This window comes from Microvirga thermotolerans, from assembly GCF_009363855.1.
GTDB classification, from domain to species: domain Bacteria; phylum Pseudomonadota; class Alphaproteobacteria; order Rhizobiales; family Beijerinckiaceae; genus Microvirga; species Microvirga thermotolerans.
This window is the reverse complement of the sequence record NZ_CP045423.1, coordinates 1,225,568-1,240,372: the sequence shown is the minus strand read 5'-3', so window position 1 is coordinate 1,240,372 and position 14,805 is coordinate 1,225,568. Positions and strand designations below refer to the sequence as shown.

Sequence of the window (14,805 nt, the reverse complement as noted above, 5' to 3'; positions counted from 1 at the left end):
CCGGTCGCGATTCGGGCCGTTCGCGTCCGAAAACCGCGAGCCTCCCGCCGGCGGCGGTGGCAGGATGGCCCCATGACGAATCTCGATCCCACCGCCTGCTACAGGGCCCTGCAGTCCCGCGACCGGCGCTTCGACGGCCGCCTCTTCGTCGGCATCACCTCCACCGGCATCTATTGCCGCCCGGTCTGCCCGGCGACCACCGCCAGGTTCGAGAACTGCCGTTTCTTTTCCTCCGCAGCGGCGGCGCAGGAGGCGGGCTTCCGCCCGTGCCTGCGCTGCCGGCCCGAGACCGCGCCCGATCTCGGCTCCTGGCGCGGCACGTCCAACACCGTCTCGCGCGGGCTCGCCCTCATCGCGGAAGGCGCCCTCGACGGGGAAGATGCCAGCGTGGAGGCGCTGGCGGGCCGGCTCGGCGTCGGCGAGCGGCAGCTGCGCCGCCTGTTCCAGGAGCATCTCGGCGTCTCTCCCATCGCCGTGGCGCAGACGCGGCGGATCCTCTTCGCGAAGCAGTTGATCCACGACACGCGCCTTCCCATGTCCGAGATCGCCCTGGCGGCGGGCTTCGGCAGCGTGCGCCGCTTCAACGAGACCTTCCGCAAGCTCTATCGCCGTCCGCCGAGCGCCATCCGCAGCCGGACCGTGAGCGCGCTCCCCGAAGGATCGGCCGCGACCACGGGCGTGACCGTGCGCCTGCGCTACCGGGCTCCCTACGACTGGGACGCCATGCTCTCCTTCCTCAAGGCCCGCGCCGTCGACGGGGTGGAGCGGGTCGAGGGCGGCACCTACCGCAGGACCGTGCTGCACCGGGGCCGGACGGGGACGGTGGCGGTCTCGCACCTCGCGGAGAAGGAGAGTCTCGAGGCGTCGATCCGCTTTCCCGACGTCGATGCCCTGCCGGCCATCGTCGCGCGGGTGCGGCGGGTGTTCGACCTCGGCGCCGACATCATGACGGTGACGGGCCACCTCGCGCAGGATCCCCGCCTCGCGCCCCTCGTCGCCGCGCGGCCGGGCCTGCGCGTTCCCGGCGGCTGGGAGGGGTTCGAGGTCGCCATGCGCGCCATCCTCGGCCAGCAGGTTTCCGTCGAGGCCGGCCGCCGGCTCGTGAGCCGGCTCGCGCGGATCTGCGGCACGCCGGTTCCCGACCCACAGGGCGGAGACGACGGGCTCGCCCTCGCCTTCCCAACCGCCGAGCAGGTCCTCGCGGCGGATCTGAGCCCGCTCGGAATGCCGAACGCGCGCAAGGCCGCCCTGAAGGCGGTGGCGGAGGCCGCGGCGGCCGATCCGGACCTGTTCCGTCCGCTCGCGAGCGTCGAGGAGACGGTGGCGCGGCTCTGCGCCATCCGCGGCATCGGCGAGTGGACGGCGCAGTACATCGCCCTCCGCGCTGTGCGCGAGCCGGATGCGTTTCCCGCCAGCGACGTCGGGCTGCTGCGGAGCGCGGCCGGAGAAGGAGGACTGCGGCCCTCGCCGGCGGAGCTTCGGAAGCGCGCCGAAGCCTGGCGGCCCTGGCGGGCCTACGCGGCGCAGCACCTCTGGGCCGCCGACGGGAGGAGCGCGTGACGCTCCGCCGGCCGGAATCCCATTCCCCTCCCCGCCGCAGGCGCGCCTCGCCGCAATGAAACGTCTTGCCCCGCGGGCGCCATTCCCGGACATTCCTGCCCGACACCGACACCGGAGACCTTCGATGACCGCCCGTCCCGACGCCGCGACCGCCTTCCACCGCCTGCACCGGGGGCCGGACCTCCTGGTTCTGGCCAACGCCTGGGATGCCGGGACCGCGCGGCTCATGGAAAGTGTCGGCAGCAGGGCCGTCGCCACGACCAGCGCCGGCGTCGCCTGGGCGCACGGCTACGCGGACGGCGACACGCTTCCGGTCGATCTCCTCGTGGCGACGGCGGCGGCCATCGTGCGCGCGGTCAACGTGCCGGTGAGCACGGACATCGAGGGCGGCTATTCCGACAGTCCGGGCGCGGTCGGCGAGCTGGCGGCGCGCCTCGTGGATGCGGGCGTGTCCGGCATCAACATCGAGGACGGCGCAGGAGCGCCCGATCGGCTCTGCGCCAAGATCGAGGCGGTCCGGCGCGCGGCGGAGGCACGCGGCGTGAACCTTTACATCAACGCGCGCACCGACGTTTACCTGCGCGGCCTCGCGCCCCCGGAGAGCCGCGTGGAGGAAACGCTCGCCAGGGCCCGGCGCTACGGGGAGGCGGGCGCGAGCGGGATCTTCGTTCCCGGCGTCACCGCGCCCGAGGACATCCGCCGCATCGCCGCGGGAACGGAGCTGCCGCTCAACGTGATGGCGCGGCCTGGCCTTCCCGCGGGGCCGGATCTCGCACGGCTCGGCGCGCGCAGGTTGAGCGCCGGCTCGGCGCTCTCGGAGGCGCTGTTCAGCCAGCTCTCGGCGCTCGCCCGCTCCTTCCTCGAAACGGGCGATTCGAACCTCGTCTGCGTGGCGGCGAAGTCCTATGGCGATCTCAACGCCCTGATGAGCAAGCGGGCCTAGAGAATTCCCGGGCCGGCCGGGAACCGGCCTTGCCGCACCGGCATTCAGAGTCGGTTCACGGGAAATCGCCTAGCGTCGATCCCAGCATCGCTCGGGTCGTCCGGGCCGACAGTTGGAGAGTTTCATGCCGAAACGCGTTGCCCTGGCCTGCCTGGCGCTCGCCGGTGCCCTGATCGCCGGAGGCCCGGCGGGAGCACAGCCCTACGGCTATCCGGGAGACGGCGACTACTACTACGACGGCCCGCCGCCCGGACCGCGCTATGGTCCGCCGCGCTACCGCGACATGGACGATTATCCCCCGCCGCGCCGGCGCGGCGCGCGGGGCCCCTGGGACTGCAACGCCAACCGCTGCATCAACGTGGCCACCGGCGAATTGTGGGAATCCACCTGCAACTACCGCGGCTGCTTCCCGCTCCGCCCGGCGCGGCACAGGGGCTACGGCTGGTAGGGAACGGGGCCGTCCGGTCACCGTTCTCGTTTTTCAAGCTTGCCGAACCGCTTGACGAGCCTGTCGCGCTTCAGACGCGACAGGCGGTCGATCCAGAAGATGCCGTCGAGCTGGTCGATTTCGTGCTGCAGGCAAACGGCGAGGAATCCCTCCGCCTCCTCCTCGTGCGTCCGGCCTTCGAGATCCTGAAAGGCGACGCGCACCCGCGCGGCCCGTTCCACCTCCTCCGTCACGCCCGGCATGGAGACGCTGCCCTCCACGTGACGGATCCTGTCCCGCGACGCATCGACGATCCTCGGATTGACGTAGATGCTCGGCCCGGCGCCGGTCTCGATTTCGATCACGGCGAGCCGCAGCGGAACTCCCACGTGCGGAGCCGTGATGCCGACCCCCGGCGCGGCATGCATGGTGTCGAGGAGATCCTGCGCCAGGGCTTCGAGCGCCGCGTCGAAGGCGGTCACGGGCGTGGCGGGAAGGCGGAGGCGGGGATCGGGAAAACGGACGAGGGGCCGGACTGCCAAGGAACATCTCCGCGATGTGCGAGCCCCGTCCTTTCGGCGACCTCGTCGCGAGATGCAATAGCCGGGAGCGTCAGGCGCGCTGCAGGCGCCGGATCACCTCGCGGGCCGCGCGTTCGCCTTCGAGGGTCGCGCCGCCTGCCGTCATGGCGCCGCCCTCGGCGCTCGCCTCGCCCGCCAGCCAGATCCGCTCCCCGATGGGGATCCTGAGCGCCAGGCGCGCCGCGACGTGGCCGGGATTTGCAATGGAATAGGACCCGCGCGCAAGAGGATCGCTCCACCATCCGGCAAGGCGTCCGCCCCTCACCGCGGCGCGCGCACGGCTGCCGACCATTGCGGAAAGGCGCTCGACCGCATGGTCGATCGCCGCGGGCTCGCCCGCTTCGCAGAGGCCGCGAGCATAGTCGCCGCCGAAATAGGCGAGCGCGATATCCTGTCCGTCGGGCCAGAACTCGAAGCTCATCGCCTCGCCGCGCCCGTTGATGTCGGTGAAGTCCGTCGCCTCCACGGAGCCGAACCGGGCGCGGTCGAGATGGAGCGCGATCTTGGTCAGCGCGCCCATGTGCAGGCCGGAGAGCGCGGCCGCGGTTTCGGTCGGAAGCCCGGGGACGAAGCGGATGCCCTCTGCCTGCAGCACGCCGACCGGCACCGTGAGGATCGCGGCGCGGGCGGTCAGGGTGCCCTTCGGCGTCCGCGCCTCGACGCGGCCGCCGCTCCAGTCCAGATGGGTCACCGGGGTTTCGAGGCGCACGGGAACATCCGCCCCGTAGCGTTCGACCAGCGTGCCGTAGCCGCCGAGGGGGATGAAGTCGTCGCCGCTCCAGAGCTGGTCGTAGTCCTGCACCGAGACGCGCGCGGGCTCCTCGCCCAGGGCGAAGAGCGCGATGCCGCCCGCCGCGTCGGCGACCTCGGGCGTCCTGCCGTGCACCGCATCGGCGAAGGAGGCGTCCACCGAGCCCGTCGCCTCCAGGAGGTTCTCCAGGTCCCGGTAGGCGGCCCGCCGCCGCCGTCGCTCGGTTTCGGGCACGGGCACCCCGTTGCGGAACGCCTTGAAGCCGTCGCTCGCCTCCTCGTTGAGAGGAACGTTCAGCTCCTGCGCGATCCGTCGCCAGGGGTTGCGCTCGGCCCAGTGGATGTAGTGGGCGCCCGCATCGAAATAGGGGCCGAGGCTCCGGTCCGTGTAGACGCGCCCGCCGATCCGCCCGCGCGCCTCGAGCACCTCCGTCGCAAGCCCGGCCTGCCGCAGGACCTTGGCGGCGGAAAGTCCTGCCGCGCCGGCGCCGACGACGAGCACGTCCCGATCCGCCGCCCGGGCTTGGCGGATCAGAGGAAGCGAGACGGCACCGGCCAGAAGGCCGCGTCGGGTGATGGGCATGGGGCTGCGCCTTCGTTCGGGATCGCGGACGGGAAAACCCGTCGGGAGGGCCCGACTCTAACGGGGATTGGCGCGAATTTAGGGCGCTCTCACGCGTCGCGGAAATAGGGCTCGACCGGCCCCTTCAGCTTGATGGTCAGCGGATTGCCGGCCCGGTCCTTGGTGTTGCCCACGCTGACGCGGATCCACCCCTCGCTGACGCAGTATTCCTCGACGTTGGTCTTCTCGACGCCCTTGAAGCGGATGCCGACGCCCCGCTCCAGGACGGCGGCATCGTAATAGGGGCTCTTGGGATCGGTGGAGAGGCGGTCGGGAGGTGTATCGGTCATGGGCTTCGCTTCGTCTCGGTTCGAACTGCCATAGCGTTTCCCGGCCGGTTTTCCAACCGCCCGCAGGGACGGAGTCCGGCCGCTCAGTAGATCGGCCAGAGACCCGGCGTCGCGAGTTCCAGGAGATGCCCGTCGGGATCGCGGAAATAGATGCTGCGGCCGCCGCGGTTCCAGGCGGTGCGGCCTTCGACGGCGATGCCATGTTCGCCGAGGCGCGCCTCCCAGGCGTCGAGGTCCTCGGCGGACACCGCGAGCGCGATGTGCTGGCGGCCGCTGCCGTCGTGCGGCGGGATCGTCCCGCCCGGCATGACGATGGGTTCGAGGGAAGCGCCGCGCCGGAACAGGAGGAGGACGCTCCGCCCCGCGACGTCGAAGGCGCACAGGCGGTCGTCGGAGAAGATGGGCGAGAGGCCCAGCACGTTCTCGTAGAAGGCCCGCGCGCGGGGCATGTCCTCCACGTAGAGGGCCGTCTCCAGAACTCCGTTCAGCTTCGGCATTCCGCTTCTCCCTTTCATCGTCGGCTGCACCTATGCAGAGGGGGGCTCCAGTCGTAGATTCCGCCGTCCGGAATCGAAGCTTCGACATCCCAGCATGCCATGGCCTACGCCCTCTCCACCATCGGCTTCGACGCCGACGACACCCTCTGGCAGAACGAGCACTTCTACAGGCTGACCGAGGAGCACTTCACCGCGCTCCTCGCCGAGCACGGGGAGAAGGAGGTGCTCTCCGGCAAGCTCCTCGAGGCCGAGCGGCGCAACCTGAAGCTCTACGGCTACGGCATCAAGGGCTTCACCCTGTCCATGATCGAGACCGCCATCGAGGTCACGGAAGGACGCGTGCCCGCGGCAGTGATCGAGAGGATCCTGGCGGCGGGGCGGGAGATGCTGAGCCATCCCGTGGAAACCCTGCCCCACGCGCGGGAAACCCTGGAGCGCCTTGCCGGCCGCTACCGCATCGTGCTCATCACCAAGGGCGACCTGTTCGACCAGGAGCGCAAGCTCGCTCAGTCGGGCCTGGGAGACCTGTTCGACGCGGTGGAGATCGTGAGCGAGAAATCGGCCGCCACCTATGCACGCCTCTTCGCCCGCCACGGAGACGGGCCCGAGCGCAGCATGATGGTCGGCAACTCCCTCAAGTCCGACGTCGTCCCCGCCATCGAGGCGGGAAGCTGGGGCGTCTACGTGCCTCACGAGCTGACCTGGGCGATGGAGCATGCGGAGGAGCCCGCCTCCGCGCCGCGGTTCAGGCGCCTGCGGCATCTGGGCGAGCTCGCCGACCTGGTGGAGTCGCTCGGCTGACGCGCCCTCAGGGGGGCGGCAGGATCCTGGCGATGTCCGCCTCGTTCAGGATCCGGTATTCCCCCGGCGCGAGATCCTCCGGCAGGGAGAGTTCTCCCACAAGGTCCCGGTGCAGGGCGACCACATGGTTGCCGACGGCGGCGAACATCCGCCGGACCTGATGATAGCGGCCCTCCGTGACGGTCACGAGGGCGCTCGTCGGCGACAGGACCTCGAGGGTGGCGGGCAGCAGCGGCTTGTCCTCGCCGTCGAGCATCAGCGCGCCTGAGGCGAAGGTCTCCGCCTCGTCGCCGCGCAGGGGGCGGTCGAGGGCGACGCGGTAGCGCTTGGGCACGTGGTTGCGCGGCGAGATGATGCGGTGAAGAAGCGCGCCGTCGTCGGTCATCAGGAGCAGGCCCGACGTGTCCTTGTCGAGCCGCCCCACGGTGGAGAGCGCCGGATCCCGCCGCCGCCAGCGCGGCGGCAGGAGCCCGTAGACGAGCGGACCGGCTTCCTTGTGCGAGCAGGTGACGCCGAGCGGCTTGTTCATCATCAGCACGAGGCCGGGCGGCGGATCGAGCGGCTCGCCGTCCACCTGCATCCGCTCCGGCAGATCGCGGGAGAGAGCGACGCGCATGCCGGGGTCGTCGACCTCGTCGCCGTCGAGCGTCACGGCGCCCGCATCCACGAGCTGCTGCACCTCGCGGCGGCTGCCGTATCCGAGATTGGCGAGAAGCCGGTCGAGCCGGAGGGTGGCGACCTTGCTCATCGATGGGCCTCGTAGATCTTGTAGCCGCCGGTCTCCACCTTCTGCGCGATGCGCCGGAACAGGGGCTTCATGACTGCCTCGTAAGGAAGATGGCGGTTGGCGACGAGCCAGCACGCGCCGCCCGGGCGCAGGGCCTCCGCCGCCCGGCGGATGAAGCTCTGCCCCAGCGCCCGGTCCTCTGCGCCGCCATCGTGGAAGGGCGGGTTCATGACCACGAAGTCGAGGCCGCTCTCCCCGGCGCCCGCGGCGCGCACGTCGGCCCAGCGCGTCGCGGCGCGCGGATCGGACACGTTGCGCCGCGCCGCCTCGACGGCCCTGCGGTCGATGTCGACGAGGGCGAGGGCCTCGACCTTCGGCGATTGCAGGATCGCGCGGGCGAGAATGCCGATGCCGCAGCCGAGATCCGCGCCGCGCCCGGAGAGGGGCGGCAGATGCTCCAGGAGAAGGGCGCTGCCGGGATCGAGCCGGTCCCAGCTGAAGATCCCCGGCTGCGACCAGAGGCCGAGCGGCTCCACGACGCGCATCGCGCCCGCCGCGACGGCCTCCTCGGCTCCCGTCAGGACGGCGGGCCGGAGCGCTGTGCAGATCCGGTAGTGGCGCCGCGACTCCTCCGACACTGTGCAGCCGAAGCCCTCCAGCTCCTTGCGCAGCCGCGACCCGCCCTTGTCCTTCGGGGCGAGGGCCGTCAGCCGCGCCCCCGGCGCGAGGGCCCTGAGGCCGAGCGCCAGCGTGTAGCGTCGCTCCAGGGTTCCGGGCGGGGCGAGCACGGTCAGGCTGCCGAGGGAGGCTTCCCCGCAATCCTCGAGCGCCCGGGCGCCCGGCTCCAGGGGCGAGAAGGGAATGGCGGCTTCCGGCACGGCCGCGAGCTCGGCGGGCGGGGCGCCGTACACGCCGTCGGGTTTCGTGTCGTCCAATGCTGTGCGGGTCCCTGCTGATGCGCAGGCGCTCCTATAGCCGCAGCGGGCCGGCGGCGCGACCCTTTTCGTCCCTCCCCGGGCCGCTCAGCTCGTGGTCTCGGTGCAGCGGTGCCAGGTCTGGACCGGACGGTCGGGCCCGAAGCGGATCTGCACGAGGATCTCGCTCAGGAGGCGCATGGAAACCTCCTCCCCGCCTCCGGGCTCGCCCGCCGGGGCGGTGTAGAGGAAGGAATGGCGCGTGTAGGAGCCCTGCATCCGGGCGCCGCCGGGCGTGACGATGGCGGGACCGGCGATGGAGAGCCGGCGGCCGTCGTCGCTGCACCAGTCCCCGTCGATGGCGTCGGCCAAGGCAGGCGCAGGGCCGAGGCAGGTTGCGAGCAGGCCGGCGGCCGCGATCGCCCAGGCGGATCTTCGCGTCATGGCGATGTCCCTCCCCTCGGCGGAGCATGTTCGGTCCGTCCGGCGGGTTCCGTCAACCGCCGGACGGTGCGGCCCTCCATGACGCTGCAACTCTCCGACCGTCACCGCGTTGGCTCCTCGTCGGTCCGGGGTCCGCCGGCCCCGCGCCGACCCGACCCGAGGAGGGATCCCATGCGCTACCTGTTCATGAGCACGATTGCCGCTGCCGCCCTCGCCCTGAGCGCGGGCGCGATGGCGCAGACGCCCGTTCCCAACGCCAGCGGCTCGCAGACCACGAGCCCCGAAACCTATGGCGCGACCGCCAAGCAGCCGCAGATGGGCCAGCAGCGCATGACCCAGCCGCAGATGAAGCGGCAGCCGGTGAAGAAGCGGCACGTGACGCGCAGCCATCGCCCCGTGACGACGACCGGCAGCGTCCACCGCTACGAAGGCCCCAGGCGCACGCCGGTTCCGAACGCCAGCGGCTCGCAGGTGACCGCGCCCGACACCTACCGGGCGAACGCCTATCAGAACCGCAGGTAAGCGGGCTCCTTCGCGGCCCCTCGCGACCCTTCGCCGCTGCCTGCCCGCCCCGCCGGGCTTGGCAGCGGCGAGGCTCCGTGCAAGCTTCGCCGGAAATTGCGCCGCAGCTTCGCCGAAGGCCCCTTCATGACCTCCCGCCGGATTCCCCTCATCGAGCCGAAAGCCCCCATCGCCGAGGCGCAGATCGACACCCTGGTCAGGACCTTCTACGGCCGGGTGCTGGAGGACGAGGAGCTCGGGCCGATCTTCCGGGACGCGGTCGGCAGCCGCTGGGACGAGCACCTCGCGACGATGGTCGCGTTCTGGTCCTCGGTCGCCCTGGGAACCGGGCGCTATTCCGGCAAGCCTCACCTCGCCCACAGGGACCTCGGCCTCGACATGGATCACTTCGGCCGCTGGCTGAACCTGTTCGAGAAGACCGCGCGGGACACGTGCCCGCCCGATGCGGCCGCCTTCTTCATCGATCGCGCCCACCGCATCGCCGAGAGCCTCCAGATCGGCCTCGACATCGGCCCGAAGGCCCTGCGCCTGCCGAAGACCGGCTCGGCCTGAGCGCGGGCGCCTTCCCTAGACCGCCTGGCCGGCGCACCAGCCCGAGGACCAGGCCCATTGGAAATTGTAGCCGCCGAGCCAGCCGGTCACGTCCACCACCTCGCCGATGAAGAACAGGCCCGGCACCGCCTTCGCCGCCATGGTCCGCGAGTCGAGGGCGCGGGTGTCGACGCCGCCCAGCGTCACCTCCGCGGTGCGGTAGCCCTCGGAGCCCGCCGGCTTGAAGCGCCAGCGGTTCACCGCCTCGTCGATCCGGCGAAGCGCCTTGTCCGAAAGGTCGGCCAGGTTCCCGCCCGCCTTCTCCGCCTCGGCCACGAGCTGCGCGAGGCGCCGAGGCAGGAACTGCGCCAGCGCGGTCTGCAAGGCCTGGCGCCCGTTGCGCGCCCGCGCGGCGCGCAGCTCCTCGAACAGGTCCGCTCCCGGCAGCATGGCGACGGCGATCTCGTCGCCCTCGCGCCAGTAGGAGGAGATCTGGAGGATGGCAGGACCGCTCAGGCCGCGATGGGTGAACAGCATCGCCTCGGCGAAGCGGGCCTTGCCGCAGGACACGACGGCATCCACCGACACGCCCGCGAGCGGACGAAGCCGCTCGAGCATGGTCGGCTCCAGCGTCAGCGGCACCAGGGCGGGGCGCGTCTCGGTGACCGGGATGCCGAACTGCCGCGCGAGATCGTAGCCGAAGCCCGTCGCGCCCATCTTCGGAATGGACTTTCCGCCCGAGGCGACGACGAGGGAGCGGCAGTGCACGGAGCCGTTCGAGAGGCGCAGGCGGAAACCCTCCCCGTCGTGCGCCGCCTCCTCGACGGCGGTCGAAAGACGGAGCGTGACGCCGTGACGCTTCATCTCCGTCAGCATGAGATCGACGATCTGGCGGGACGAGCCGTCGCAGAACAGCTGGCCCAGGGTCTTCTCGTGATAGGCGATGCCGTACCTCTCCACGAGGGCGATGAAGTCGTGCTGGGTGTAGCGCCGCAGGGCCGAGATGCAGAAGCCCGGATTCTGCGAAAGGTAGTTCTGCGGACCGGCGTTGAGGTTGGTGAAGTTGCAGCGCCCTCCCCCGGATATGCGGATCTTCTCCCCCGGTGCGTCGGCATGGTCGACGACGAGCACGCGGCGCCCGCGTTTTCCGGCTTCCGCCGCGCACATCATGCCCGCGGCGCCGGCGCCGATCACCACCGCATCGAACCGTTCCACGACCCGCGCTTCCTCCCACGACGGCGCCCGGACCATGGCCGGCGCCCGCATCGGAGCCGTTGGTAAGCGAAGGGCGCGGCTGTCCGCAAGCGGCGTCGCCCCGGAAGAGCTTCCCGTTCCGTCAGGCGGCGCTCGGCTGCGCCGCCCGGCCGGGGGCGGCGACCCGCGGCCGCACCCGCGCCCGCTGGGCCGCGCCGTCGACCGCCTGGACGACGGCCTCCGGATCGAGGTGCTGGATCATGTGGCCGAGCCCGGGGAGCGCCATGTAGACGCTGTTGGGCAGGTCGCGCTGGAGACGCTCCGACTGGCGGCCGGGATCGACGATCTCGTCCGCGTCCCCGGCCATGATGACGGCGGGAACGGCGATCTCGCCGTAGCGGCTCTGCAGATCCATCGCGGCGGGGATCATGAGGGCGGTGTCCTCGGCGATGGCCCTCAGCTGGGACGGGCGCAGCACGAGCGACCGGGGGAAGCGCTCCTCGAACCGCCGCGGCACGGGAGCGGGCGCGAAGATCTTGCGGATGAGCTTCGGCAGGATGGCTTTCGCGAGGAGCGGCTCCACCGTGTGCCGCAGGAGGTCGCCGAAGACCGGGATCGCGGGAGGCGAGAAGAGCACCACGTCCGCCCGCGCGGTCGGATAGTAGTAGCCGGAGAGCAGGACCAGGCCGCGGACCAGGGCGGGCTCCTCCAGGGCGAGGCTCAGGGCGATGAGCGTGCCCCAGGAATGTCCGAGGACCAGGGCGCTCTCCACGTTCAGCAGATCGAGCGCCTGCGCGAAGAGGCGTGCATAGGCGCGCGGCGTCCACAGGCGGCGCGGCCGCGAGCTGTAGCCGAAGCCGGGGCGGTCGAACACGATCACCCGGTAGTTCTTCGCCAGGCGGTCGACGATCCCGCTGATGAGGAAGTCCTGCAGGAGCGAACCGTTGCCGTGGAGGAGCACGAGGGGTTGCCCCCGGCCCCGCTCCACGTAATGGAGGCGGACGCCGTCGACGTTCATGAACCGGCCGACGGGCGGATGCTCCCGCTCCGCATCGGCGGTCTGCTTGAGAGCGTAGAGGGCGGCCGCCCCCAGGGCGGCCCCACCGAGGACGGCGGGCACGAGCCACGCAGGACCTGCGGCGGCTCCGTTCCGCACCGGAACGGACGGGGCACGGCTGTATCCGGTCTGAGGCCTGTCGCGCATGAGATGTCTCCCCTTGTACAGAGAAGGAACGCGCGGCGCGGCGCCCGGTTGCTGCGGCGCAACAGCCGCCCGGCGGATCGGCGGCCTGCCGGGCGGGCGCCCGGGCCTCTCTCACGGCCCCTGCACGCTCGCCCAGATCTGCTCCAGCAGGTCGGGATCCAGGACCCGCCCGGTGGACGTGAGGACATAGGGATTCTTGCCCGGCGGAGGCTCGGCGGTCAGGGCCCAGTGCAGGGCTTCGCGCAGGGAATCGAAGCGCTCCGCATGGTTCCAGTCGATCTGCCCGCCGTCGAGATGCGCCCCGGCCCGCTCGAAGGCGACCGAAGCCCGTGTTTCCAGCTCTTCCTTGGTGACCATGGCGGCGCTCCTGCATTGCCCACCGAATCAACGAAGGGAAGCGGAGCGGCGTTCCGCCGCCCGGAACGGTCCGGAACGGCCTAGGCGCCCCTGCCCTTCTTCGCGAAGGAGCGTTTCGGCTTGCCCTTCGGCTTGCCCTTGGCGGGGGGCGCCTTCGGCCTGTCCTTCCCTCCGCCCCATCCGCCCGGTGCCTCCGCGGGCTCGATGCGGATGTCCTCGTCGTTCGCCTTGCGCACGGCGGCGGCGAATTTCGGCGCGGCGGAGGGGACGATCTCGAACTTGGTCTCCCGGTCGAAGATGCGGATGGAGCCGATCTCCTTCTTGGTCACGTGGCCGAGGCGGCAGATGATGGGCAGGAGCCAGCGCGGGTCCGCGTTGTTGCGCCGCCCGACGCTCATGCGGAACCACACCATGTCGGCTCCGGCGTGGTCGGCGCGCCCCTCGCGGGACTTGCGGCCTTCGCGCTCCCGCTCCCGGGTGCGCCGGTCGGGCCGCTCCCGCGGGCCGCGCTCGGTTCCCGGATCGAACACCTCCTCGGGTGCCGGCAGGCGGGCGCGGAGCACGCGCGCGAAGGCGGCGGCGATCTCCTCGGGGGAGCGCTGGGCGAGAAGGGCCTGCGCGGTCGCGAGGTCGTCCTCCGTCGTCTCCTCCGCCAGGGACGGGTCCTGGAGGATCCGTTCCCGGTCGCGGCGGCGGATCTCCTCGGCAGCGGGCGGCCCGCCCCAATCCGCATCGACTCCCGCGTCGTCGAGCAGGCGCTCGGCCTTGCGGCGGCGGGTATAGGGCACCAGGAGCACGCAGACGCCCTTCCGCCCCGCGCGCCCCGTGCGGCCGCTGCGGTGGAGCAGGGTCTCGGGATCGTTGGGCAGGTCCGCATGGATCACCAGGCCGAGATCCGGCAGGTCGATGCCGCGCGCGGCCACGTCCGTGGCGACGCAGACCCGCGCCCGCCCGTCGCGCAGGGCCTGGAGCGCATGGCTGCGCTCGTTCTGCGTCAGCTCGCCGGAGAGGGCGACGGCGGCGAAGCCGCGCTCCGTAAGGCTCGCATGGAGATGGCGGACGCTCTCGCGGGTGTGGCAGAACACCATCGCGCCCCGGGCCTCGAAGAAGCGCAGCACGTTCACGACGGCGAGCTCCGTCTCGTTCGGCGCGACGCGGATGGCGCGGTAGTCGATATCCCCGTGCGGCTGGTTCTCGACCAGGGTGTCGATGCGCAGGGCATCGCGCTGGTAGCGCCGGGCCAGGGTCGCGATGTTGCGCGGAATGGTGGCGGAGAAGAGAAGCGTGCGCCGGTCCTCCGGCGTCGCGTCGAGGATGAATTCCAGGTCCTCGCGGAAGCCGAGATCGAGCATCTCGTCCGCCTCGTCGAGCACGACGGCACGCATCCGCGACGGATCGAGTCGCCCGCGTTCCAGGTGGTCGCGCAGGCGTCCCGGCGTGCCCACCACCATGTGGCAGCCCTCCGCCAGCGCCCGCTGCTCCCGGCGCACGTCCATGCCGCCGACGCAGGACGCGACCTTCGCTCCGGCCTCGCCGTAGAGCCAGGTCAGCTCCCGATGGACCTGAAGCGCCAGCTCGCGCGTGGGCGCGACGACGAGGGCCAGCGGCTCCGCGGGCGCGCCGAAGCGTTCCGCCTCCCCGAGGAGCGTCCGCGCCAGGGCGAGGCCGTAGGCCACCGTCTTGCCCGAGCCGGTCTGGGCGGAGACGAGCAGATCCCGCCCCTCGGCTTCGGGCTGGAGCACCGCGGCCTGGACGGGGGTCGGCTCGGCGTAACCCCGCTCGGCCAGGGCGCGTTCGAGGCTCGGATTGGTCTTGGGAAAGGGCATGGATGCGCGGCGCGGGCCGCTCCTCGAGGACGTAACGGGCGAAGTCGATTCGGAGCGGATCGCGGAAGAAGCGACCCGCCCCGGCGGCTGGAACGGGCGATCAGGCGTCACCCTGGTCGTCCGCTTCGTCGACGTCGACGAGGAACATCACGTCGATGCCCTCCTCGTCGCCGTCATCGTCCTCCACTTCTTCCTCGTCCCACTCCTCGTCCTCGGCCATGGCGTCGTCGAAGGCGTCGATCTCGTCCTCGGAGGCGGGGCGCACGGTGAAGGGAGAGGAGCCGTCCCAGAGCGGTTTTCCCTCGCTGGTGAAGGACTTCAGGTCCTCGCGGAAGTCCTCGCTCATGAAGAGCTCCCGGGCCTGCTCCTCGTCGGCATTGGTGATGGCGACCGCCTTGCCGGCGATTTCGAGAGTGAACATGGGCATATCCTTGGTTCGGGAAAGCGGGGTTCCGATGCGTCAACGCCGATCCCCGTCATTCCGGCCAATCGTCGCCGGCTATCGGCAGCGAGGCATCCTTACAGGTTGCGGAGCACCCTGAACAGGGCGGAGGCGCGACTTTCGGGAAACGGGCGGAAGGTCAGGGTTGACTAAATGTTATATTGTTCCATGTC

Annotated in this window: 18 protein-coding genes; 6 read left to right on the top strand and 12 right to left on the bottom strand. The window is 71.3% G+C overall.

What is annotated here, in order from left to right:
- Nucleotides 1-72 precede the first annotated feature (72 nt).
- The 3 genes from GDR74_RS18565 to GDR74_RS05745 all read left to right on the top strand — a co-directional run bounded on the left by GDR74_RS18565 (nucleotide 73) and on the right by GDR74_RS05745 (nucleotide 2,951).
- The gene (locus GDR74_RS18565) at nucleotides 73-1,560 is read left to right on the top strand and encodes a DNA-3-methyladenine glycosylase 2 family protein (protein WP_152585410.1); all 1,488 of its coding nucleotides are present in this window, start codon (nucleotides 73-75) and stop codon (nucleotides 1,558-1,560) included.
- A gap of 124 nt (nucleotides 1,561-1,684) precedes the next feature.
- Entirely contained in the window at nucleotides 1,685-2,503 is an 819-nt protein-coding gene (locus tag GDR74_RS05750) for an isocitrate lyase/PEP mutase family protein (protein WP_152585409.1), read from the top strand.
- 124 nt (nucleotides 2,504-2,627) lie between these two features.
- Nucleotides 2,628-2,951, top strand: coding sequence for a hypothetical protein (locus tag GDR74_RS05745; RefSeq protein ID WP_152585408.1), 324 nt, complete (start codon nucleotides 2,628-2,630; stop codon nucleotides 2,949-2,951).
- A 17-nt stretch (nucleotides 2,952-2,968) separates the two neighbouring features.
- Here GDR74_RS05745 and GDR74_RS05740 read toward each other — a convergent pair whose 3' ends face one another.
- From GDR74_RS05740 to GDR74_RS05725, 4 genes are all read right to left on the bottom strand, one after another.
- Nucleotides 2,969-3,472, bottom strand: coding sequence for a peptide deformylase (locus GDR74_RS05740; protein ID WP_152585407.1), 504 nt, complete (start codon nucleotides 3,470-3,472; stop codon nucleotides 2,969-2,971).
- Nucleotides 3,473-3,542: 70 nt separating this feature from the next.
- A complete protein-coding gene (locus tag GDR74_RS05735) occupies nucleotides 3,543-4,844 on the bottom strand; it encodes a flavin monoamine oxidase family protein (RefSeq protein ID WP_152585406.1) in 1,302 nt (433 codons plus the stop codon).
- Nucleotides 4,845-4,933: 89 nt separating this feature from the next.
- Nucleotides 4,934-5,173: a DUF3297 family protein gene (locus tag GDR74_RS05730; protein WP_152585405.1), complete on the bottom strand. Its 240-nt coding sequence runs from the start codon at nucleotides 5,171-5,173 to the stop codon at nucleotides 4,934-4,936.
- A gap of 83 nt (nucleotides 5,174-5,256) precedes the next feature.
- A complete protein-coding gene (locus GDR74_RS05725) occupies nucleotides 5,257-5,670 on the bottom strand; it encodes a VOC family protein (protein WP_152585404.1) in 414 nt (137 codons plus the stop codon).
- Between the two features lie 99 nt (nucleotides 5,671-5,769).
- On the opposite strand from GDR74_RS05725, the gene GDR74_RS05720 reads away from it, so the two are divergent.
- The gene (locus tag GDR74_RS05720; RefSeq protein ID WP_152585403.1) at nucleotides 5,770-6,471 is read left to right on the top strand and encodes an HAD family hydrolase; all 702 of its coding nucleotides are present in this window, start codon (nucleotides 5,770-5,772) and stop codon (nucleotides 6,469-6,471) included.
- 7 nt (nucleotides 6,472-6,478) lie between these two features.
- Here GDR74_RS05720 and GDR74_RS05715 read toward each other — a convergent pair whose 3' ends face one another.
- The 3 genes from GDR74_RS05715 to GDR74_RS05705 all read right to left on the bottom strand — a co-directional run bounded on the left by GDR74_RS05715 (nucleotide 6,479) and on the right by GDR74_RS05705 (nucleotide 8,556).
- Entirely contained in the window at nucleotides 6,479-7,219 is a 741-nt protein-coding gene (locus tag GDR74_RS05715) for a pseudouridine synthase (RefSeq protein WP_152585402.1), read from the bottom strand.
- A complete protein-coding gene (locus tag GDR74_RS05710; RefSeq protein WP_152585401.1) occupies nucleotides 7,216-8,133 on the bottom strand; it encodes a class I SAM-dependent methyltransferase in 918 nt (305 codons plus the stop codon). Before GDR74_RS05710 ends, GDR74_RS05715 begins: the two co-directional genes overlap by 4 nt.
- Nucleotides 8,134-8,220: 87 nt before the next feature.
- On the bottom strand, nucleotides 8,221-8,556 hold the full coding sequence (locus GDR74_RS05705; protein WP_152585400.1) for a hypothetical protein: 336 nt from the start codon (nucleotides 8,554-8,556) through the stop codon (nucleotides 8,221-8,223).
- A 171-nt stretch (nucleotides 8,557-8,727) separates the two neighbouring features.
- On the opposite strand from GDR74_RS05705, the gene GDR74_RS05700 reads away from it, so the two are divergent.
- The gene (locus tag GDR74_RS05700; protein ID WP_152585399.1) at nucleotides 8,728-9,078 is read left to right on the top strand and encodes a hypothetical protein; all 351 of its coding nucleotides are present in this window, start codon (nucleotides 8,728-8,730) and stop codon (nucleotides 9,076-9,078) included.
- A 126-nt stretch (nucleotides 9,079-9,204) separates the two neighbouring features.
- Complete coding sequence (locus tag GDR74_RS05695; protein WP_152585398.1) at nucleotides 9,205-9,630, top strand: group III truncated hemoglobin; 426 nt, start codon at nucleotides 9,205-9,207, stop codon at nucleotides 9,628-9,630.
- Nucleotides 9,631-9,645: 15 nt separating this feature from the next.
- Here the strand turns inward: GDR74_RS05695 and GDR74_RS05690 are convergent, their stop codons facing one another.
- The 5 genes from GDR74_RS05690 to GDR74_RS05670 all read right to left on the bottom strand — a co-directional run bounded on the left by GDR74_RS05690 (nucleotide 9,646) and on the right by GDR74_RS05670 (nucleotide 14,611).
- A complete protein-coding gene (locus GDR74_RS05690; RefSeq protein WP_152585397.1) occupies nucleotides 9,646-10,824 on the bottom strand; it encodes a BaiN/RdsA family NAD(P)/FAD-dependent oxidoreductase in 1,179 nt (392 codons plus the stop codon).
- Nucleotides 10,825-10,945: 121 nt separating this feature from the next.
- Complete coding sequence (locus tag GDR74_RS05685; RefSeq protein WP_152585396.1) at nucleotides 10,946-12,007, bottom strand: alpha/beta fold hydrolase; 1,062 nt, start codon at nucleotides 12,005-12,007, stop codon at nucleotides 10,946-10,948.
- 111 nt (nucleotides 12,008-12,118) lie between these two features.
- Nucleotides 12,119-12,364 (bottom strand): hypothetical protein, encoded by a 246-nt coding sequence (locus GDR74_RS05680; protein ID WP_152585395.1) that lies wholly within the window; start codon nucleotides 12,362-12,364, stop codon nucleotides 12,119-12,121.
- An 80-nt stretch (nucleotides 12,365-12,444) separates the two neighbouring features.
- On the bottom strand, nucleotides 12,445-14,190 hold the full coding sequence (locus GDR74_RS05675; RefSeq protein ID WP_152585394.1) for a DEAD/DEAH box helicase: 1,746 nt from the start codon (nucleotides 14,188-14,190) through the stop codon (nucleotides 12,445-12,447).
- Nucleotides 14,191-14,290: 100 nt separating this feature from the next.
- Nucleotides 14,291-14,611, bottom strand: coding sequence for a hypothetical protein (locus GDR74_RS05670; RefSeq protein WP_152585393.1), 321 nt, complete (start codon nucleotides 14,609-14,611; stop codon nucleotides 14,291-14,293).
- Nucleotides 14,612-14,805 lie beyond the last annotated feature (194 nt).

What these genes read in the sequence shown, in the direction of transcription:
- GDR74_RS18565 (WP_152585410.1), top strand. Translation starts at nt 73, where the DNA reads ATGACGAATCTCGATCCCACCGCCTGCTACAGGGCCCTGCAGTCCCGC.
- GDR74_RS05750 (WP_152585409.1), top strand. Translation starts at nt 1,685, where the DNA reads ATGACCGCCCGTCCCGACGCCGCGACCGCCTTCCACCGCCTGCACCGG.
- GDR74_RS05745 (WP_152585408.1), top strand. Translation starts at nt 2,628, where the DNA reads ATGCCGAAACGCGTTGCCCTGGCCTGCCTGGCGCTCGCCGGTGCCCTG.
- GDR74_RS05735 (WP_152585406.1), bottom strand. Translation starts at nt 4,844, where the DNA reads ATGCCCATCACCCGACGCGGCCTTCTGGCCGGTGCCGTCTCGCTTCCT.
- GDR74_RS05730 (WP_152585405.1), bottom strand. Translation starts at nt 5,173, where the DNA reads ATGACCGATACACCTCCCGACCGCCTCTCCACCGATCCCAAGAGCCCC.
- GDR74_RS05725 (WP_152585404.1), bottom strand. Translation starts at nt 5,670, where the DNA reads ATGCCGAAGCTGAACGGAGTTCTGGAGACGGCCCTCTACGTGGAGGAC.
- GDR74_RS05720 (WP_152585403.1), top strand. Translation starts at nt 5,770, where the DNA reads ATGGCCTACGCCCTCTCCACCATCGGCTTCGACGCCGACGACACCCTC.
- GDR74_RS05715 (WP_152585402.1), bottom strand. Translation starts at nt 7,219, where the DNA reads ATGAGCAAGGTCGCCACCCTCCGGCTCGACCGGCTTCTCGCCAATCTC.
- GDR74_RS05705 (WP_152585400.1), bottom strand. Translation starts at nt 8,556, where the DNA reads ATGACGCGAAGATCCGCCTGGGCGATCGCGGCCGCCGGCCTGCTCGCA.
- GDR74_RS05700 (WP_152585399.1), top strand. Translation starts at nt 8,728, where the DNA reads ATGCGCTACCTGTTCATGAGCACGATTGCCGCTGCCGCCCTCGCCCTG.
- GDR74_RS05695 (WP_152585398.1), top strand. Translation starts at nt 9,205, where the DNA reads ATGACCTCCCGCCGGATTCCCCTCATCGAGCCGAAAGCCCCCATCGCC.
- GDR74_RS05685 (WP_152585396.1), bottom strand. Translation starts at nt 12,007, where the DNA reads ATGCGCGACAGGCCTCAGACCGGATACAGCCGTGCCCCGTCCGTTCCG.
- GDR74_RS05680 (WP_152585395.1), bottom strand. Translation starts at nt 12,364, where the DNA reads ATGGTCACCAAGGAAGAGCTGGAAACACGGGCTTCGGTCGCCTTCGAG.
- GDR74_RS05675 (WP_152585394.1), bottom strand. Translation starts at nt 14,190, where the DNA reads ATGCCCTTTCCCAAGACCAATCCGAGCCTCGAACGCGCCCTGGCCGAG.
- GDR74_RS05670 (WP_152585393.1), bottom strand. Translation starts at nt 14,611, where the DNA reads ATGTTCACTCTCGAAATCGCCGGCAAGGCGGTCGCCATCACCAATGCC.